20 protein-coding genes and 1 tRNA gene are annotated in these 17,748 nt (G+C 73.5%); 12 read left to right on the forward strand and 9 right to left on the reverse strand.

Going from position 1 to position 17,748, the window contains the following annotated elements:
• Positions 1–129: 129 nt before the first annotated feature.
• Positions 130–1,434 (forward strand): tRNA pseudouridine(13) synthase TruD, encoded by a 1,305-nt coding sequence (gene truD, locus U5911_RS02125; protein ID WP_336034900.1) that lies wholly within the window; start codon positions 130–132, stop codon positions 1,432–1,434.
• Positions 1,435–1,443: 9 nt separating this feature from the next.
• Here truD and U5911_RS02130 read toward each other — a convergent pair whose 3' ends face one another.
• Entirely contained in the window at positions 1,444–1,776 is a 333-nt protein-coding gene (locus tag U5911_RS02130; protein ID WP_336034902.1) for a hypothetical protein, read from the reverse strand.
• A gap of 108 nt (positions 1,777–1,884) precedes the next feature.
• On the opposite strand from U5911_RS02130, the gene U5911_RS02135 reads away from it, so the two are divergent.
• From U5911_RS02135 to U5911_RS02160, 6 genes are all read left to right on the forward strand, one after another.
• A complete protein-coding gene (locus tag U5911_RS02135; protein WP_336034904.1) occupies positions 1,885–2,607 on the forward strand; it encodes a DUF2103 domain-containing protein in 723 nt (240 codons plus the stop codon).
• A gap of 57 nt (positions 2,608–2,664) precedes the next feature.
• Positions 2,665–2,982, forward strand: a complete 318-nt coding sequence (locus tag U5911_RS02140) for a 50S ribosomal protein L37ae (RefSeq protein ID WP_336034906.1) — start codon at positions 2,665–2,667, stop codon at positions 2,980–2,982.
• Positions 2,982–3,116: a DNA-directed RNA polymerase subunit P gene (locus U5911_RS02145; RefSeq protein ID WP_336034908.1), complete on the forward strand. Its 135-nt coding sequence runs from the start codon at positions 2,982–2,984 to the stop codon at positions 3,114–3,116. Before U5911_RS02140 ends, U5911_RS02145 begins: the two co-directional genes overlap by 1 nt.
• A gap of 6 nt (positions 3,117–3,122) precedes the next feature.
• Positions 3,123–3,380, forward strand: coding sequence for a KEOPS complex subunit Pcc1 (locus U5911_RS02150; protein ID WP_336034910.1), 258 nt, complete (start codon positions 3,123–3,125; stop codon positions 3,378–3,380).
• A 141-nt stretch (positions 3,381–3,521) separates the two neighbouring features.
• A complete protein-coding gene (locus tag U5911_RS02155) occupies positions 3,522–3,902 on the forward strand; it encodes a prefoldin subunit beta (RefSeq protein ID WP_336034911.1) in 381 nt (126 codons plus the stop codon).
• Positions 3,903–3,905: 3 nt separating this feature from the next.
• Entirely contained in the window at positions 3,906–4,172 is a 267-nt protein-coding gene (locus U5911_RS02160) for a DUF3194 domain-containing protein (protein ID WP_336034912.1), read from the forward strand.
• A 222-nt stretch (positions 4,173–4,394) separates the two neighbouring features.
• Here U5911_RS02160 and U5911_RS02165 read toward each other — a convergent pair whose 3' ends face one another.
• The 3 genes from U5911_RS02165 to U5911_RS02175 form a co-directional block, all read right to left on the reverse strand.
• Positions 4,395–6,260, reverse strand: coding sequence for a DUF2070 family protein (locus U5911_RS02165; protein ID WP_336034913.1), 1,866 nt, complete (start codon positions 6,258–6,260; stop codon positions 4,395–4,397).
• Between the two features lie 3 nt (positions 6,261–6,263).
• Positions 6,264–6,815 carry a GMP synthase subunit A gene (locus U5911_RS02170; RefSeq protein WP_336034915.1) on the reverse strand — a complete coding sequence of 184 codons (552 nt, stop codon included), beginning with the start codon at positions 6,813–6,815 and terminating at the stop codon, positions 6,264–6,266.
• A 97-nt stretch (positions 6,816–6,912) separates the two neighbouring features.
• On the reverse strand, positions 6,913–7,440 hold the full coding sequence (locus U5911_RS02175; RefSeq protein WP_336034917.1) for a DUF7097 family protein: 528 nt from the start codon (positions 7,438–7,440) through the stop codon (positions 6,913–6,915).
• 60 nt (positions 7,441–7,500) lie between these two features.
• Here U5911_RS02175 and U5911_RS02180 point away from each other — a divergent pair, with 60 nt between their 5' ends.
• Entirely contained in the window at positions 7,501–7,857 is a 357-nt protein-coding gene (locus U5911_RS02180; protein ID WP_336034918.1) for a DUF192 domain-containing protein, read from the forward strand.
• A gap of 278 nt (positions 7,858–8,135) precedes the next feature.
• Positions 8,136–9,680, forward strand: a complete 1,545-nt coding sequence (locus U5911_RS02185; protein ID WP_336035873.1) for a 2-isopropylmalate synthase — start codon at positions 8,136–8,138, stop codon at positions 9,678–9,680.
• A gap of 529 nt (positions 9,681–10,209) precedes the next feature.
• On the opposite strand, the gene U5911_RS02190 is transcribed toward U5911_RS02185, so the two are convergent.
• A tRNA-Ser gene (locus tag U5911_RS02190) sits at positions 10,210–10,294 on the reverse strand.
• A gap of 130 nt (positions 10,295–10,424) precedes the next feature.
• On the opposite strand from U5911_RS02190, the gene U5911_RS02195 reads away from it, so the two are divergent.
• Entirely contained in the window at positions 10,425–11,393 is a 969-nt protein-coding gene (locus U5911_RS02195; RefSeq protein WP_336034919.1) for an AAA family ATPase, read from the forward strand.
• Here U5911_RS02195 and U5911_RS02200 read toward each other — a convergent pair.
• The 4 genes from U5911_RS02200 to U5911_RS02215 are packed head-to-tail and all read right to left on the reverse strand — an operon-like array spanning position 11,375 to position 14,776.
• Positions 11,375–11,872 carry a DUF7519 family protein gene (locus U5911_RS02200; protein ID WP_336034921.1) on the reverse strand — a complete coding sequence of 166 codons (498 nt, stop codon included), beginning with the start codon at positions 11,870–11,872 and terminating at the stop codon, positions 11,375–11,377. The two genes, U5911_RS02195 and U5911_RS02200, sit on opposite strands and share 19 nt — an antisense overlap.
• Complete coding sequence (locus tag U5911_RS02205) at positions 11,869–13,248, reverse strand: DUF58 domain-containing protein (RefSeq protein ID WP_336034922.1); 1,380 nt, start codon at positions 13,246–13,248, stop codon at positions 11,869–11,871. The genes U5911_RS02200 and U5911_RS02205 overlap by 4 nt, the downstream gene beginning before the upstream one ends.
• A gap of 2 nt (positions 13,249–13,250) precedes the next feature.
• Positions 13,251–13,820 carry a DUF7269 family protein gene (locus U5911_RS02210; RefSeq protein ID WP_336034924.1) on the reverse strand — a complete coding sequence of 190 codons (570 nt, stop codon included), beginning with the start codon at positions 13,818–13,820 and terminating at the stop codon, positions 13,251–13,253.
• Positions 13,820–14,776, reverse strand: coding sequence for a DUF4129 domain-containing protein (locus U5911_RS02215; RefSeq protein ID WP_336034925.1), 957 nt, complete (start codon positions 14,774–14,776; stop codon positions 13,820–13,822). The genes U5911_RS02210 and U5911_RS02215 overlap by 1 nt, the downstream gene beginning before the upstream one ends.
• A gap of 120 nt (positions 14,777–14,896) precedes the next feature.
• Here U5911_RS02215 and U5911_RS02220 point away from each other — a divergent pair, with 120 nt between their 5' ends.
• Positions 14,897–15,502, forward strand: a complete 606-nt coding sequence (locus U5911_RS02220) for a hypothetical protein (RefSeq protein WP_336034926.1) — start codon at positions 14,897–14,899, stop codon at positions 15,500–15,502.
• 78 nt (positions 15,503–15,580) lie between these two features.
• Positions 15,581–17,734 carry a type II/IV secretion system ATPase subunit gene (locus U5911_RS02225; RefSeq protein WP_336034929.1) on the forward strand — a complete coding sequence of 718 codons (2,154 nt, stop codon included), beginning with the start codon at positions 15,581–15,583 and terminating at the stop codon, positions 17,732–17,734.
• The last annotated feature ends 14 nt before the right edge of the window (positions 17,735–17,748 follow it).

Here is a 17,748-nt window from a genome sequence, read left to right on the forward strand (position 1 = left end):
GCGCCGGGCAAAGCCGTGGCGGTGGTCTGCGGTGGCGGGGCCGCGCTGGGTCGACGACGCGGCCGCGGCGGCGACCCGGCGGCGGCGAACCGGCCGCGTTAAGCCCGCGGCGCTCCCACGTCCGGGCGAATGCGAGTCGCCCACGAACTCGAGCGCGCCGTCGGCATGGAGTACTACGCCAGCGACAGCGACGGCACGGGCGGCCGCCTCCGCGAGTCGCCCGCGGACTTCCGCGTCACGGAGATCGAGGACTTCGACACCCAGCCCGTGGACGCCGACGCCGGCGACTACCCGTGGCTCGTGGTGCGCGCGACGCTCACGCGCTGGGACACCAACGACTTCGCGCGCGAGCTCTCGAACCGCGCCGGTATCAGCCGCGAGCGCGTCACCTGGGCCGGGACGAAGGACCGCCACGCCGTCACCACCCAGCTGTTCGCCGTCCGCGACCTCGCGCCCGGCGCCCTCCCCGAGGTGCCGGACGCCGACGTCGAGGTCGTGGGCCGGGCCGGCCGCGGCCTCCAGTTCGGCGACCTCGCGGGCAACGAGTTCCGCATCGTCGTGCGAGACCCCGGGCGGCCCGAGCAGGCCGACGCCGTCACCGCGGACCTCGAGGCGTTCGCGGGCGGCGCGGCCGGTGTGCCCAACTTCTTCGGCCAGCAGCGCTTCGGCAGCAAGCGCCCGGTCACCCACGAGGTCGGCCTCGCGATCCTGCGCGGCGACTGGGAGGGCGCGGCGATGGCGTACCTCGGCGACCCGACCGAGCACGAGCCCGCGGACAGCCAGGCGGCGCGCGCGCTCGTCGAGGACACCCGGGACTGGCGGGCGGCCCTCGACGAGTTCCCGGAGCGACTGCGCTACGAGCGCACGATGCTGCACGAGCTCGCCGGCGGCGGGAGCTTCCGGGACGCCGTCGAGACGTTCCCGTCGAACCTCCGGCGGCTGTTCGTGAACGCCGCGCAGTCGTACGCGTTCAACCGCATCCTGAGCGAGCGCGTGGACCGCGGGCTGCCGTTCCACGAGCCCGTCGAGGGCGACGTCGTCTGGTTCGCCGAGCGGGACGCGCCCGGGGGCGTCGCGCGCCCCGACCCGGGCCGCGAGCAGCGCGTCACCGTCGACCGCGTGGACGTGGTGGCGCGGCACTGCGCGCGGGGACGGGCGTTCGTCACCGCGCCGCTGGTCGGCACCGAGACCGAGTTCGCGGACGGCGAACCGGGCGAGATCGAGCGGGCGGTGCTCGCGGAGCTCGACCTCGAACCCGGGGACTTCGACCTCCCGGGCGACTGGGCGAGCGAGGGGACGCGGCGCGCGGTGCTGCTGCGGCCGGGCGTCGACGTGAGCCACGACCCCCTGACCTTCGAGTTCGCGCTCCCCTCCGGCAGCTACGCCACGGTCGTCCTCCGCGAGTACCTGAAGACGAGCCCGCTGGCCCTGTGACCGGCGGGGTCAGCCCACGAGCGGCTCGCTCGCGTCGCCGCCGACCGCGAGCGCCACGGCGGCGACGAGGAAAAGCGCCGCGACGGGGAGAACGTACACCCAGAGGACGGCCTGCCAGAAGCCGAGGAGGAGCAGGGCGCAGGCGGCCCCCGCGGCCACGAACGACCGTCCGGCGACCACACCGCCGGCGCCGGCGACGGCGCTCGCGCCGAGCGCCGCGAACAGCGTCAGCCGTGCCGGCGTGTACCCGGGCCGACCGAGATACCGGCCCAGCACGCCGAGGAGTGCGGCGACCGCGACGACAGTCAGCCCGCGTGCGACGGCGGTTCTGGAGGGCGTCATCGCGGCGAGTCGTACTCCCGGCGCGGTGAAAGGACTGCCGGCGACGCGACCGCGGCGCCCCGCCGACGGAAACACCGGCCTTTTGCGCGCTCGCCGACTGCCCCCTGTATGGAGTGTCGGCGGTGCGGCAGTCCCCTGGAGAAGCCGGCCGACTACTGTCTGGTCTGTGACACCGCCAACTGCGACGGCGTGGTCGCCGCCTGCGACCGCGACCACGCCACGCTCACGTTCCTCGACGGCGAGGACGTCGTCGGCCGCACTGACGTCGCCACCGTGCCCGAGGAGGGCGGCGAGGCGGGCGTGGTCGAACTCCGGAACTTCGCCGGCCGCGTCGCCGACGAGATCCGGCGGAAGCGCCCCGAGGACGTCTTCGTCGCCGGCGACCACGACGTCATCGCGGCGGTCCGCGGCGACCTCCGCTACGAGGTGTACCGCGTCCCCCGCGAGAACCCCGTCGAGGCGGTCGTCGACCGGCGCGGCGAGCGGTCCCTCGACGTCGTCGACGCGCCCGCCCGCGAGAAGATCGGCGGCCGGCACTCGACGCTCATCGGCGACCGGGACGGCCAGCGCGCCGTCCGCGCGGTCGCGAACCACCCGAACGTGAAGAAGGTCATCCCGGGCCCCATCGACGCCGGCGGCTCGGGGTCGCGGACGGGCGTCCGCGCGAAGGTCACGCGCGCCGACGACAACGGCAACCTGCGGCTGCTGGTGCGGGACGGCTCCAGCGTCCAGGAGAACCGCGTCGTCACGACAGCGATGAGCCGCGACACCGGCGAGCGCGTGCGCGCGGACCTCAACGACGCGCTCGCCGACGCCGACCTCAGGGAGTAGGACCGTCGGCCGCAAAGAGTAGCGTTTATGTGCGGCCCGACGGTAGGAGCGTCCACTATGGCTAACAAGGGCTCCACGGGGAGCGCCGGCCGGTTCGGCGCGCGCTACGGCCGCGTCTCTCGGCGACGCGTCTCCGAGATCGAGGACGAGATGCACGACGACCACGTCTGCCCGGACTGCGGCTCCGCGGCCGTCTCCCGGAAGGGGACCGGCATCTGGCAGTGCGAGAAGTGCGACTACAAGTACGCGGGCGGCGCGTACAGGCCCCAGACGCCGGCCGGGCGCAGCGTCAGCCGCTCGATTCGCGCGGCGCTCAGCGAGGGCGAGGACGCGGATGTCGACCTCGAGACCGACGCCGAAGCCGTCGAGGAATAATGGCGTACAAGTGCTCCCGCTGTAAGCGCGACGTCGAGCTCGACGAGTACGGCGGGGTGCGTTGTCCGTACTGCGGCCACCGCGTCCTCCTGAAGGAGCGCAGCCGCGACATCAAGGAAGTCGACGTCCAGTAGCGCACCGTGGCCCACTCCACGGAGCTCGTTTTCGCGTACGAGTCCGCGGCGGTCGCGCGCGTCGTCGAGCGCAGCGTCGCGGTCGAGGCCGGCGACGTCGGGGGCGACCGCTCCGGGGCCGCCGTCGACCGCGACGGCGACGTCGTCACCGTCACCGTTGACGCCGGCGACCTGACGGCGCTGCGCGCCGGCCAGAACACGTGGCTGACGCTCGTCGAGGTCGCCGAGTCCGTCGCCGCGAGTGCGCGCGCCGCCGCCGAGTAGTCGGCCGGCGGCCGGGCCGGTGCGGCGCCGGCGCACGGCGAGTCGATCGCCGGCGCGCGGCCGGTTCCGAGCGCCTGCGGCGGCGGACGCCGGCGAGCCGCAATACGGGGGTTTTTCTGTGGGGCGCGTGTCCGTCCGGGTATGCAGGGTAATCTGCCGCCGGAAGCACAGGAGAAACTCGAGCAGCTCCAGGACCTCCAGGAGAAGGCCCAGACGGTCGCCGCCCAGAAGCAGCAGGCCGAGACCCAGCTGACGGAGGCCGAGACCGCGCTGGACGCCCTCGACGACATCGAGGAGGGGACGACGATGTACCGCGAGGTCGGCGAGCTGCTCGTGGAGACCGGCTACGACGACGCCCACGACGACCTCTCCGAGAAGGTCGACAACCTCGAGATCCGCGTCGAGACCCTCGAGAAGCAGGAGGAGCGCGTCCAGGAGCAGTTCGAGGAGCTCCAGGAGGAACTCCAGAACATGCTCGGCGGCGCCGGCGGCGGCGGTCCGATGGGCGGCCCGAGCGCGTAACCGATGGGAACCGACGCCGGGCCGACAGGGGAACCGTCAGACGAGGCGGTGGTCGAGGCCGCCGCCGAGGCCGCCGAGGGCCTGGTGTTCTCGCGGCTCGCGACCGGCGACGTCGAGGACCTCGACGTCACCGTCTCGTTCGAGGACGGCGTGCTGGACGTGGACGTCTACGTGCACGCGCCGGACGCCGACGCGGACGTCGAACAGGTCGCCGAGGACGCCGCGCTCGCCGCGCGGTCGGCCGTCGACGACCTGTTCGAAGCGGAGTGACGGCAGCCGACGGCCGCGGACTGACGGCCGCCGACGACCGCTTCGCCGCGGACTGACGGCCGCTTCTCGCCGTTCGCGACGACTCCCAGCGACTGCGCCGTCGGAGCGGCGGCTGTCGTCGGCGGGTGAGCGGCGTTCGACCGACGCCAGAACCGAACGACGCGAGACCGACGCCAGAACCGAACGACGCGAGACCGACGCCAGAACCGAACGACGCGAGACCTACGCCAGGAAGAAGATGAGGACGCTGATGGTGACCGTCGCCAGCACCGCGAGCACGGCGACCGCGCCGCCCATCGCGATGACGGCGTTGGCGTGGCTGGCGAGCGTCTCCGTGCGGTCGTTCCCGAAGACGGTGACCTCGGCGCGCTCGCTTGCCATCCCCGCCTCGACGGGCTCGAGGTCGTCGACGGCCGCCGCCGCGAGGTCGGCGACGAGGTCGCAGAGCTCCGCCCAGTCGACGGCGTCCCCGACCTGGTTCGTCGACTCGACGGTGTTCACGATGTGGGTGTCCGTCGTCATCACCTCCGCGTGGTCGACGTCACCGACGGCGTCCAGGACCTCCTCGCGGAGCCCGGGCTCCATGTTGTTGCCGTCGACGAGGACGTACGCGGTGCGCTCGCCGTCCGCCTCGAGGACCGCGACGCGGACGCCGAGCGGCCCGATGCCGTCGACGGGCCGCCACGGCGTGCGGTCCCACGCGACGCCGAGTTCCAGGGGGCCGCGGTCCGCGTCCGCGAGCCGGCGCGCCGCCTCGCCGGCGCCCTGGATCATGTCGAACGAGCGCCTGCTCCCCGGGTAGACGTGCCCGAGGTCGTCGCCCTCGAGGCCGTTGTTGCAGTTGTGGGCGTCCACGAGGAGGACGTCGTCGACGCCCTCGACGCGGGCCTCCGCGGTCGCGGCGAGCCCGACCGCGTACTCGACGTCGTCGGCGTACTCGGGCGCGAACGTGGAGACGAGGAGGGCGTCGTCGCCGAACGCCTGCCCGAGCAGTTTCGCCTCGCCGGCCTGCACGCGGACCGCCGGCGTCGCGTCCGCGGTGTAGTCGATGCGCTCGTAGGCGGTCGCGGCCGCGTCGACGAGCGTCTCGACCTCGCGCTCGGTGACGAGGTTGAAGTCGTGGCCGGCGGTGGCGTGCGGCGGGAACGCCAGCCCGGACGCGGACTCGGCGACGCGCTGCGGGAGGTTGCCGCCGCCGATCTCGCCCATCGGCCCCGGGTGGATCATCGGCAGGACGAACCGCGCCTTCTCGGACTCGTCGGCCGTCCGGCGGAACGCGAGCACGGTGACCGGGACGACGGCGTCCTCGCCGATCTGCTCGAAGAAGTCCTCGAGCTCCCGGCTGCCCTCGGCGATGTGGCCGATGAACCCGCGGACGAAGTCGAGGACGCTCACGCCGAGGCTGCGCTGCCAAGGCCGGTCGATGACCGCGACGAAGCCGTACGTGGCGACGCCGTACAGCGCCACGAGCACCGCCAGCAGCAGGAAGTCGCCCGGCGCGAACGCGTACTGGATCTCGGGCGGCGCCTCCGCCGGCCGGGAGAGGTAGGCGGAGGCGAGCGTGCCGCCGGTCTCGAGGTAGTTCATCGTGCCGCTGTACACGAACAGGAGGACGCCCGCGGTCGCGGTCTGGACGCTCGCCGGGACCGCGGCGACGAACGGCGAGCCCCGGGAGACGGCGAGCACGACGAGGAACCGGATGGCGAACACGAGCCCGAGCGCGGCGATGAGCGCGTCGAAGACGAAGTTCTGGCCGAGGCGCAGACTGAGCGTGGCGACGACGCCGGCGACGAGCAACACGACGACGACGACCACCTCGCAGGCGAACGCCAGCAGCGACGAGCGGTTGTACGTGAGCTGGCCGCCGAAAAAGCGGTCGACGGGCGTGGTCGCGAGCCCGGCGACGACGGTCGGAATCCCGATGAAGAACACGCCCTGCCAGGCGTCCTCGAGGACGTACTGGCTGTCGAAGGCGGCGACGCCGGCGAGAGCGGCGATGACCAGCGAGAGGGAGACGCTGGTGTACCACCGCGGCGCGCGGAAGATGTACTTCGAGAGGCTCGCCAGCTCGCCCTGCGTCTCCGTCATGGCCTACTCGCAGATCCGGACGAAGTTCTCGAAGACCGCCTCCCCCTCCTCGGTGTGTGCGACCTCGGGGTGCCACTGGACGCCGTAGAGGTCGCGGTCGGCGTCCGACATCGCCTCCACGCCGCAGATGTCGCTCTCGGCGGTCCGCGTGAAGCCGTCCGGGAGTTCGACGACCTCGTCGGCGTGGCTCGCCCACACGCGGGTCTCGGGCGCCAGCGACCCGACGAGGGGGTCGTCGTCGTCGAGGATGCGGACGTCGACGTCCGCGTAGCCGCCGTAGTCGCCGGCGGCGACGCGGCCGCCGAGTTCGTCGGCGATGAGCTGCATGCCGAGACAGATGCCGAACACGGGGACGCCGAGGTCGAGGTAGTCCGGGGAGTGCCCGACGTCGTCCATGTCGGGGCCGCCGGAGAGGACCAGGCCGTCGGCGTCGACGTCCTCCGGCGGCGTGGTGTTGTCGACGAGTTCGGTCTCCACCCCGTCGAGGTCCCGGAGCAGGCGGTGCTCCAGGTGGGTGAACTGACCGTGGTTGTCGACGACGAGGATGCGCGTCATTGCAGCGGTGTAAGCGACTTGCGACTAAAAACCCACTCGTTCGGGCTCGCGAGGTCAGACGCCGCCGCCTGCGTCGGCGCCCGCTTGGGCGCCGCGCTCACTCGTCGCTGCCGTCGGCGTCGAAGCGCTCGGCGGCCGACTCGAAAGCGAGTTCGGACTGCTCGCTGCTGCGGCGGTCCTCGGCGGTCGCCAGCGCCTCCGGGTCGGGGTTGACGTCGTCGTCGACGCGCGCCCACGAGTCGTGGACCTTCGCGTGACACCACCGGCAGAGGTAGACGGTGATCTCGTGGCCGACGTCCTCGTCGCTGTCGTACGCGAGGTGGTGCTCCTCGAGGAGGGGGCGGGCGTCCTCGTGGGCCCGCCGGCGCTCCTCGAGGCCGCAGCGCGCGCACTCCCGGTCGCGCTGCCGGCACCGGTAGTGCGGGCAGTCGGCCCACGCCCAGTCGCCGTCGGCGACCGGACACCGGAACTCCTCGGCGCGGCGCTCGGCCGCGAACTCGGGGTCCTGCTCCGGGAACTCGAAGGCGTACCGGCACTTGCCGTCGCCGGTCGCGTGGTCGCAGACGCCCGCGTGCTCGTAGGGGTCCTCGACCCCGACCGCGGTCCCGGACGGCGTCTTCTTCATCGCCGGCGAGTAGCGGCCCGAGGGGGTAACGCTTTTCGCCGTCGCTCCGAGAGTGCGACCGTGCACCTCCGTCACGACGCCGCCGACGCCGACGGCGGCGCGCGGACGCTGGCGTCGACCGTCGACGTCGCCGATTCGTTGCTCTCGCAGGCGCGCGGCCTGATGTTCCGGCGGTCGATCCCGGACGACTACGCGCTCGTGTTCGACTTCGAGTCGGTGGACCGCCGCGACGTCCACATGGTGTTCGTGCCGTTCGCTATCGACGCGGTCTGGGTCGAGGACGAGGAGGTCCAGCGCGTCGAGCGGCTGTCGGCGTGGACCGGCCGGGGCGAGGCGCGCTGCGACGCGCTCGTCGAACTCCCGGCGGGCGCCGCCGACGACGTCGCGGTCGGCGACCGCGTCTGGCTCGCGGACTGACGACGACGCACAGGGACGGCGACGACGCACACGAACCACGACGACGCACACGAACCACGACGACGCACACGAACCACGACGCTGCGCAGAACCACGACGCTGCGCAGAACCACGACCCCGTACAGGAACGACCACGCCGCGCGGGGAGCGTGTCACTGCTCGGGAGCCGGGCAATACCTGTCACACCCCGCGGCTTGAAGGTGCTGGGGCGCGCCCGATACGGTACACCATGTCGGAGCACACCGGCACGGAGGATAGAGGAAGTCGCCTCACGGCGGCTGGCCGAGAAATCCTCCGGCGCTACTGATTCTGCTGGCCTCGCCAGCGACACCGACGTACAGTTCCTCGACACCACGCTGCGCGACGGCGAGCAGGCGCCAGGGGTCTCGCTGACCGCCGACCAGAAGGCGACCGTCGCGCGCAAACTCGACGCCGCCGGCGTCGCGGTCGTCGAAGCCGGCAGCGCGTGCACGAGCGCGGGCGAGCGCGAGACCATCCGCCGCGTCACGGGCCTCGACCTCGACGCCACGGTCACGAGCTTCTGCCGCGGCGTCCGCCGGGACGTCGACCTCGCGCTCGACTGCGGCGTCGACGGCGTGAACCTCGTCGTCCCCGCCAGCGACCGCCACGTCGAAGGGAAGGTCGGCACGACGCGGGAGGGCGTCCTCGACACCACCGCCGAGCTCGTCGAGTACGCGACCGACCACGGGCTCTGGGTGGAGGTCATCGGCGAGGACGGCTCCCGGGCGGACTACGACTTCCTCGACGACCTCGCGGCGACGGCCGCGGACGCCGGCGCGGACCGCTTCTGCCTCGCGGACACGGTCGGCCACGCCAGCCCCGAGCGCGTCGCCGCTGGCGTCGCGCGCGTCGCCGAACACGGCCCCGTGAGCGTGCACACGCACGACGACCTCGGGCTCGCGGTCACGAACGCGCTCGCGGGCGTCCGCGCGGGCGCCGACCTCGTGCACGCCACGGTCAACGGCGTCGGCGAGCGCGCCGGCAACGTCGCCCTCGAGGAGGTCGCGGTCGCGCTCTGGCACTGCTACGACGTCGACGCCCTCGAGACCGAGCGCCTCTACGACCTCGCGTCCACCGTCAGCGAGGCGACCGGCGTCCCGCTCCCGCCGAACAAGGCGGTCTCCGGCGAGAACGCGTTCGCCCACGAGTCCGGCATCCACACCGACGGCACCCTCAAGGACGACCGCATGTACGAGCCCTACTCGCCGGAAGCGGTCGGTCGCGAGCGCCGCCTCGTCCTCGGGAAGCACGCCGGCCGCGCGGGCGTGAAGGCCGCGCTCGCCGAACACGACGTCGAGGTCGACGACGAGGACCTCGCGACGGTCGTCGAGCGCGTGAACGAGCTCGGCGAGCGCGGGAAGCGCGTCACGGACGCCGACCTGCTCGCCGTCGCCGAGGACGTCACCGGCCGCGCCGGCGACCGCCAGCGCCGCGTCGAGGTCTGCGACCTCACCGCGGCGAGCGGCGGCGGCACCCCGACCGCGTCGGTCCGCCTGCGCGTCGACGGCGACGAGCGCACCGCGGCGGGCACCGGCAGCGGCCCCGTCGACGCCGCCATGAGCGCCGTCCGGGACGCGCTCGGCGACGTCACGTTCCACCTCGAAGACTACCACGTCGACGCCATCACGGGCGGCACGGACGCCGTCGTCACCGTCCACGTCACCGTCGCGCGCGGCGACCGCTCGGTCTCCGTCGACGCCAGCGACAGCGACATCACCGCCGCCAGCGTCGCCGCCGTCGTCGACGCCCTCGACCGCCTGCTCCCGGCGCACGGCGAGGAGGCGGAAGCGGTCGCGGACTGACGGCCGCCGAACTCACGGTCTGTTCCGGCAGCCTCACCATCCACAGGGCGGGACTGAGAGCAGCGGCGCTGTCGACGATGACGGACGACCCAAGCACTGCGGCGAACGGAGTGAGCGAAGCGCGCACCGAGTCGCAGACCGCGAGCGCGCCGGGGCGTCCGAAATCTGTCACCCCCTCCAGTCGTCCTCGACGGGGGGGCGAGCGCGTCGCTCGACGGCGACGGACTCTGGGAGCGCCGAGGGAGAGATTTGAACCGGAGCGAGACGGTCGCTCACTCCGTTCGCGCTGCGGCTCGCAGGGTTCAAATCTCTCTCCGGCGCGTACAGCCATCGCACGGCCAGCGACACGGCCGTCGCTGGCCGGTGCGCTTGTCGAAAGACGCCGAGGGAGAGATTTGAACCACGCGCAGACGCTTCGGCTCGCTGCGCTCGCCGACTGCGTCTGCTCTCGTTCAAACTCCCGCTCGTCGATACACGCCCGACACGCGGAGCGACCGGTGTGTCGCTCCGCGGTGTCATCACAGTGAAGCGCCGAGGGAGAGATTTGAACTCTCGAGTCCGTGAGGACAGTTGCTCTCGAAGCAACCGCCTTGGCCAGGCTAGGCTACCTCGGCTCGTTCGAACGAACGCCGTTTGTGGGTTTATGAATTTCGGTTGGCGGCGTCCGCCCGGCCGCGGCGCGGTACGTCAAACGAGCGTCGTGTCAACCGGTAACGCTAAATCCGGCAAGCCGCAGCCTACGGTATGGACGTCACCGCTGCGAGTGACGAGTGCGACGCCGTCCTGAGCGAAGTCGAGGGCGCGGTCATCACGGACCGCGAGTTCCTCGAGACGGTCCTCGTCGGCTTCCTGGCCGACGGCCACGTCCTCCTCGAAGACGTACCGGGCACCGGGAAGACGCTGACCGCGCGGTCGGTCGCGACCGCGCTCGGCCTGGCGTTCAGCCGCATCCAGTTCACGCCCGACCTCCTCCCCGCGGACGTGCTCGGGACGCACGTGTTCAACGAGAAGTCCCGCGAGTTCGAGTTCCAGCCCGGCCCCGTGTTCGCGAACGTGGTGCTCGCCGACGAGATCAACCGCGCGCCGCCGAAGACCCAGGCCGCGCTCCTCGAGGCGATGGAGGAGGGCCAGGCCACCGTCGACGGCGAGACGATGGCACTGCCGGAGCCGTTCTTCGTCATCGCGACCCAGAACCCCGTCGAGCAGGAGGGGACGTTCCCGCTGCCGGAGGCCCAGATGGACCGGTTCGCGGTGAAAGCCAGCATCGGCTACCCCGACGAGCACGGCGAACTCGACCTGCTCCGGCGGCGCGCCGGCCGCGAGACGCGGAGTCCGAGCGTCGAGAGCGTGCTCGACGAGGCGCGCGTCGAGACGGTGAAGGCGGTCGCCGAGGACGTGCGCGTGGAGGGCGACCTCCTCCAGTACGTGGTGTCGATCTGCCGGGCGACGCGCGAGGACCGCCGCGTCGAGGTGGGCGTGAGTCCGCGCGGCACCCAGCGGCTGTTCGAGGCGGCGCGGGCCAAGGCGGTCGTGAAGGGCCGCGAGTACGTGGTCCCCGACGACGTCAAGCGCATCGCGCCGAACGTGCTCGCCCACCGCCTGGTGTTGACGCCGGACGCGGCCGTCGAGAACACGGACAAGCGCGAGGTGCTCGCGGACGTCCTGGACGCGGTCGAGGTGCCGACCGTGGAGGGTCAGTCCCCGAGCGCGTAGGCGAGCAGCACCGCCGCGAGCAGGAGCGCGAGCAGTCCCGTCACTGGGAGGTTCGACGGTCCGACGGCGTACGCGACGTACCCGAGGCCGGCCGCGAGCGTCGCGACGACGACGCTGCCGGTGGCGTGGACGAGCACGGACTGTCCGACGGGCGCGTGGGTGCCGACGTCGACGCCGAGCGTCACGGCGTGTTCTCCCGTGTCGTACGCGACCAGGGCGGCGACGCCAGCGACGAGCGCGGTGGCCACCGGCAGTCCCTGCACCGCGGCGAGCACGGCGGCGGCGAACCCGGCGGCGGCACCGACCGTGACGAACCGCCGCGTGCCGGTGTGCGCGCCGTAGACGACGCCGACGGCGCCCGGCGCGGCGACCGCGACGGCCGTCGTCGACCCGGTGGCGAGCACGAGCACGGTAGCGGCCGCCGCGGCGGCAGCGGGCAGCACGGCCGCCGTCGGCGGCCGCGGGTCGAAGTCGGTCACCGCGACCACCCCCGTCGCGCGGTGGCGACGGCTACCGGGAACGACTCCCCGGGGTCCCAGTCGACGACGCGGACGCCGGCGCGGCGCAGCGACCGGACGCGGGTGGCGCGCTCGAGGCGCGCGACCTGCTGGCCGAGCGTCTCCGACCCCGTGAGGTCCGGCGACACGACCGTGACCGGGTTGCCGCGGGCCTCCAGGCGGCGGACGTACTCGACGGCGTCCTCGTCGGTCAGGGGCGAACAGAACACCACCTGGGCGTCCGCCGGCAGGTGCTTCTGGAGGCGGCGGAACACGAGCGCGCCGAGGAACCGGCGGTCCGGCGGCAGCGTCGAGAACCCCCTGGCGCGCCCGAGCGCGTCCCGGAGGCGCGCGCGGTGGTCGCGGCCGAGCCCCGGAGCCACCCACTCCCAGTGCGGGCCGAACGACGCGACGCCGACGCTGTCGCCGGCGTCCAGCAGCGCCGCGGCGACGCTGCCCGCCGCCTCGACGCCGTACTCGACGGCGCTCTCGCCGTCCGCGTCGCCGACGTGCGCGGGTTCGCGGGCGTCGACGACGGCGACCACGGTGGCGGCGTGCTCCTCGCTGTACTGGACGGTGGAGAGGTCGCCCGTGCGCGCGAGCCGGTTCCAGTCGACCCGCGAGAGCGGGTCGCCCGGCCGGTACTCGCGGGTGGCGTGGAACTCCACGCCGGTGCCGCCCTGCGCGGTCGGCACGCGGCCGACGCGCTGGACGGTCTGACTGCGCAGCGGGAACGATTCCAGGCGCGGGAGCTCCGGGACGGCGGCGACCGTGGACCGCGAGCGGACCGTCACGGCGGTCTCGCGGGCGCCGCTGGCGTCCCTGGCGCGCGCCTCGACGCCGTCGAAGTCGTGTTCGCCGCGGCGCATCTCCACGGTGTAGCGGACGGTCGCGGTCTTCCCCGGCCGGAGCGCGGTGGCGAGCCGCGGCGACCCCTCGACGACCGGCAGCCCCTCGGGGACGCCGTCGACGACGCGCAGGTCGGGGAGGAACGCGCCCTCGTTGGTCACGGAGAGCGTCACCTCGACCTCGTCGCCGGGGTCGGGGTCGTCGGCGTGGACCGTCCGGTCGACGGCGAGCGACGGCGACGGCGCCGTGAACAGCCGGCCGTACGCGGCGTACGCGACGCCGAGGACCGCGAGCAGCAGCGCCGCGGGCGAGGTGGTCACCGCGCCGGCCGCCGCGGCGAAAAGCGACAGCGCGGTGACGCCGCGCCACCGGTCGGTCTCGCGCGTCGAGACCGAGGCGACGGCCGACTCGACGGCGTCGTCTCCGTCACTCGCCGCGTCCGCAGCGGCGTCCGCGGCGGCCGCCCGATCGGTCCGGTCGTCTGCAGCGGCGTCCGTCGAGGCCGCCACGGTCAGTCACCCCCCTCCGCGTCGAGCCCGGCGCGGCGCTGCAGCTCGCCGAGCGCGTGCCGGAGCGCGCGCTCCCGGGTCGACTCCAGGCCCGTCATCGACACCACGACGTCCTGGGCGGGCGGCGGCACCTCGTCGGAGAACAGCGCCGCGGCCGTGCGGTCCTCGGTCCACGTCCCCTCGCGGAGCCGGCGGTCGGCCTCCGCCTCGGTCCAGCCCTCGGACTCCGCGAGCACCTGGACCGCGACCGACCGGAGGCGCTCGCGCAACTGGGCCTCGAGGGCGTCCCGGTCCGCGTCCGCGAGCTGGTCGTCGACCTCCGCGCCCGGTCGGGGCGGCTCGAAGCGCCCCTCCAGGCCGCTGGCGCGCACGGTCGCCGCCGCCTGGTCGCGGAACTCCAGGTTGCGCCGCGACACGTACGTCGCCACCGCGAGCACGGCCGCCAGCCCGCCGACGAAGACCGTCGGGACGGCCGGGAAGCGGACGACGTCCGCCACCGACGGCGCGACCGCGACCGCGACGCCGACGGCGACGAACGCGACGCCGAGGCCCGCGAGCACGCGCCGCAGCATCACTCCGCACCCCCGTAGCGGGCCTCGATGGCGCGCAGCGCGTCGACCGCGCGTTGCTCGCGGTCCTCGGTCGGCGACGCGCCGCCGTACCGCACCTCCCGGAACAGGTCGGTGAGCTCCGCGACGGAGTCGTCGTCCATCCCGACGTCGCGGGCGGCCGCGGCGAACTCCGCGGGCGTGCTCGACTCGGGGTGCGGGACGTCGAGGTGGCCGGTCATGTCCCGCCACGCGCGGTACACCTCGTTCTCGAGGTCCTCGGCCTCGGCGATGCGGTCGGCGGCCTCGCCGGCGGCGGTGGCGAGCGCGCCGAGGGCCGCCTCGTCATCGGCGTCGGCCTCCGCCGCTATCGGCGGGTCCTCGGGCGGTTCGTCGTCGCCGGTCGCGCGGTACGCGACCGCCGCCAGCAGGACGGCGACTGCGGCCAGGCCGGCGAGCACGGTGGTCGGCGCGAACAGCGGGTGGGTGCCGTCGCTGCCGCCGGCCGCCGGCCGCTCGGACGGCTCGCCGGACGGCAGTTCGGGGACGACGCCGCCGTCCTGGTTGGTGGGCGCGTCCGAGCCACAGCCGGTGAACAGCAGCCAGCCTGGCAGGGCCACCATCGTGAGCAGGAACAGCACGACGACGGCCATCGCGAGGTTGTCGCGGCGGTAGAAGTACGCGCCGACGGCGAGGTACGCGCCGAGCGCGAGCGCGCCGAACGCCGGCGACAGCAGGAAGGGCACGCAGGCCGGGCCGACCTGGATGGCGCCGACGCCGTCGTCTGGTTCGGGGAGGCCGTCACCGCTGTCGCTGTCGCCGTCCCCCTGGTCTGGGGGGCCGGACTCGTCGAAGCCGGGGCCGCCGGCGCCGTCGCCGGCGCCGGGCGGGTGCTGGGGGTTCGCGAGCGTCGCGGCCGCGAGCGCGACGGCGAGCACGCAGAGGAGGGCGAGGGTCAGGGCGCGAGCGTTCCGGTCCACTTTCGGACGGTTACGAGTTCCGGAGTAAAGGTCTTGCGAACGTCTCGCACGCCGGCGGGCGACTCGAGGAGCCCCGGTCGCGTACGCGGATTTACGTGGCTGGCCGCCCAACCGCCGTGCGTGCAGCGACGACAGTTCCTCGCGGCCGCCGGGTCGGTTCCGGCGGCCGGGGTCGCCGGCTGTCTCGGCAGTCCCGCGGCCGACGCGGACACGACCGACGCGGCGACGACGGCACCGACGGACGAGCGCGCCACCGACGCAGCGACGAGTGGCGCGGCGACGGACGGTACGGCGACGGACGGTACGGCGACGGCCGACGGCGAGGCGGACGGTACGGCGACGGCCGACGGCGAGGCGGACCTCGACCTCCGCGAGGCGAACGTCACCGGCGTCGCGGTCGAACGGACGGACGGCGGCGTCCGCTTCGACGTGACCCTGTACCACGACGACGACGGCGAGGACGGCTACGCGAACTGGTGGCAGGTCGAGTCGCTCGGCGGCGACCGCCTCGGCCGCCGCGACCTCGCGCACGCCCACGGCACCCGTGAGTTCACGCGGTCCGCGACGGTCGACGTCGGCGACGCTACCTGCGTGGTCGTCCGCGGCCACGACCAGACCCACGAGTACGGCGGCCAGGTCGCACTCGTCGACGTCGCCAGCGGAACCGTCCGGTTCGGCCGCCAGGGCCCGGAGCCCGAGTCGTTCGACGCCGCCGACTGCCCCTGACGCGGGACCGGAACCACCGCGCCCTCGTTCGTTTCCGTTTGCTAAATTTTAAATCAATGAGCGAGTGACCTGGCCGCAATGCCAGCGTGCGACCCCGCGGTGCCCGCACCGGTGCCGCCGGACGACCCGGCGGCGTGGTACGCGCCCGACGTCCGCAGCCAGTACGAAGTCCACCCCGGCGTCGTCGCCACCGTCAGCGAGCGCGGCGGCGAGTTCGCGTACGACGTCCGCCGCCCCCAGCTGAGCGACGGCGACGCCGCCGCGCTCGACGCCGTCACGCGGTACTTCGCGGACGCCCAGCTCTCCCGCCCGCGGACGCGCGAGGGGACCAGCGAGCGCGTCGCCGCCGGCCTCGGCGAGAAACACCGGCGCGTCGTCGCCCGCCTCACCGACTGCTCGCGTGCCGCGCGCCGCCGCGTCGAGTTCCACGCGCTCTGCGAGCTCCGCGGCCTCGGCGACCTCACGCCGCTCGCGCTCGACGACGGCGTCGACGTGGCGGACGCCGCCGCCGACGAGGACGCGCTCGTCGTCCACACCGACGACTACGCGCCCGCCGTCACCGACCTCCCCGCGGACCCGCCGCACCTCGACCGGTTCCTCTCCGAGCGCCTCGCGCGCTACACCGTCCCGTTCCGCGAGTTCGACGTGCCCGTCGTCGTCTACCGCGAGCGCGTGCTCGGCCGGGACGCCTTCGACACCAAGTACGCCGTCCGCGAACCCGACCGGCTGCCCGGCGACGACGAACTCGTCGCCGACTGCAAGGAACGCATCTGGGAGACGAACGCCGACGGCCGCCTCGGCGACGACGACGACCGCGCCGCGTTCGTCGCCGACCGCGCCCGCACGTTCCTCACGCGCCGGCTCACCGTGCGGAACACGCGCGCCTGGCTGGACGCCACCAGGCACCGCGTCCGCTCGGCGCTCGCCGAGTACGGCCTCGCCGTCCCGCCCGTCGACCGCCGGTTCAGCGACGACCGCCTCGACGACCTCACGTACTACGTCCTCCGGGACTTCGTCGGTGACGGGGAGCTCACCGTCCCCATCCGCGACGACCGCCTCGAGGACGTCGAGGCGAACGCCGTCGGCGACCGCGTGAAGGTCGTCCCGCGCACCGAACTCGGCGCGACCGCCGACCGCCTCCCCACGAACCTCGTCCTCGACGACGAACAGCGGTTCGTCAACCTCGTCACCCAGCTCGCCGCCAGGGACGGCGTCGAACTCAACGCCTCGAACCCCTCCGCGAAGGTCAACCTCGAGCCCGCGGAGGTCGGCGGCGACGTCACCATCCGGTGTGCGGTCGCGCTCCCCGTCATCAGCGAGGACGGCCCGCACGTCTCCATCCGCAAGCAGGCCGCGGACGCGCTCACGCCGGTCGACCTCCTCGACCGGAACAGCCTCTCCGTCGACGTCGTCGCGCTCCTCTGGCTCGCCTACGAACACCACGGCGTCGTGCTGTTCTCGGGTCCCACCGGCGTCGGCAAGACCACGCTCATGAACGCCCACATGCCGTTCGTCCCCTTCGACGACCGGCCCATCAGCATCGACGAGGGCTCCCGGGAGGTCCGGCTCCCCCACGAGACCGGCGTCTCCCTGACGACCCGCGACCACGAGCGCGAGTTCAAGCGCGTCTCCATGGCGGACCTGATGACCGAGACCAACTACCTCAACCCGGACGTCGAGGTCATCGCCGAGATCAACACCCGGGAGAGCTTCGAGAGCTTCGCGAACGTCCTGAACACGGGCCACGGCGTCGTCGGCACGACGCACGCCGAGGACGTCGAGACGCTCGTCAACCGCGCCGTCGAGCAGGGCGTGCCGCCGTACCTCCTGAAGGAAGTCGACCTCGTGGTGTTCCCGCGGCACGTCGACGGCGAGCGGTACGTCGGCGACGTCGTCGAACTCGTCGCCGACCCCGACCCCGGGGACGACAGCGTCGAGTCCGTCGAGAAGGACGGCGACGTCGTCCACTACCGTCGCGTGCTCGAGCGCACGCCGGACGGCGAGTTCGCGTTCGTCGGCTGCGGCGACGTCCGCCTGCTCGACAGCGTCGCCGCGCAGACCGACCGCCCCGTCGGTGCCGTCCGCGACGAGTTCGCGCGCAAGCGCCGGTACGTCGAGTACCTCGAGCGCGAGGGCGTCGCGGACTTCGAGGACCTGTTCGGGCTGCTGTCGGACCTCCGCACCGACGAGGCCGCGACGGTCGAACGCCTCCGCCGGAGGGCCGGCGAGTGACCGGGGCCGACCGA

The organism is Halobacterium yunchengense (assembly GCF_037031165.1).
Classification (GTDB): domain Archaea; phylum Halobacteriota; class Halobacteria; order Halobacteriales; family Halobacteriaceae; genus Halobacterium; species Halobacterium yunchengense.

What these genes read in the sequence shown, in the direction of transcription:
- truD (WP_336034900.1), top strand. Translation starts at nt 130, where the DNA reads ATGCGAGTCGCCCACGAACTCGAGCGCGCCGTCGGCATGGAGTACTAC.
- U5911_RS02130 (WP_336034902.1), bottom strand. Translation starts at nt 1,776, where the DNA reads ATGACGCCCTCCAGAACCGCCGTCGCACGCGGGCTGACTGTCGTCGCG.
- U5911_RS02135 (WP_336034904.1), top strand. Translation starts at nt 1,885, where the DNA reads ATGGAGTGTCGGCGGTGCGGCAGTCCCCTGGAGAAGCCGGCCGACTAC.
- U5911_RS02140 (WP_336034906.1), top strand. Translation starts at nt 2,665, where the DNA reads ATGGCTAACAAGGGCTCCACGGGGAGCGCCGGCCGGTTCGGCGCGCGC.
- U5911_RS02145 (WP_336034908.1), top strand. Translation starts at nt 2,982, where the DNA reads ATGGCGTACAAGTGCTCCCGCTGTAAGCGCGACGTCGAGCTCGACGAG.
- U5911_RS02155 (WP_336034911.1), top strand. Translation starts at nt 3,522, where the DNA reads ATGCAGGGTAATCTGCCGCCGGAAGCACAGGAGAAACTCGAGCAGCTC.
- U5911_RS02160 (WP_336034912.1), top strand. Translation starts at nt 3,906, where the DNA reads ATGGGAACCGACGCCGGGCCGACAGGGGAACCGTCAGACGAGGCGGTG.
- U5911_RS02165 (WP_336034913.1), bottom strand. Translation starts at nt 6,260, where the DNA reads ATGACGGAGACGCAGGGCGAGCTGGCGAGCCTCTCGAAGTACATCTTC.
- U5911_RS02170 (WP_336034915.1), bottom strand. Translation starts at nt 6,815, where the DNA reads ATGACGCGCATCCTCGTCGTCGACAACCACGGTCAGTTCACCCACCTG.
- U5911_RS02175 (WP_336034917.1), bottom strand. Translation starts at nt 7,440, where the DNA reads ATGAAGAAGACGCCGTCCGGGACCGCGGTCGGGGTCGAGGACCCCTAC.
- U5911_RS02195 (WP_336034919.1), top strand. Translation starts at nt 10,425, where the DNA reads ATGGACGTCACCGCTGCGAGTGACGAGTGCGACGCCGTCCTGAGCGAA.
- U5911_RS02210 (WP_336034924.1), bottom strand. Translation starts at nt 13,820, where the DNA reads ATGCTGCGGCGCGTGCTCGCGGGCCTCGGCGTCGCGTTCGTCGCCGTC.
- U5911_RS02225 (WP_336034929.1), top strand. Translation starts at nt 15,581, where the DNA reads ATGCCAGCGTGCGACCCCGCGGTGCCCGCACCGGTGCCGCCGGACGAC.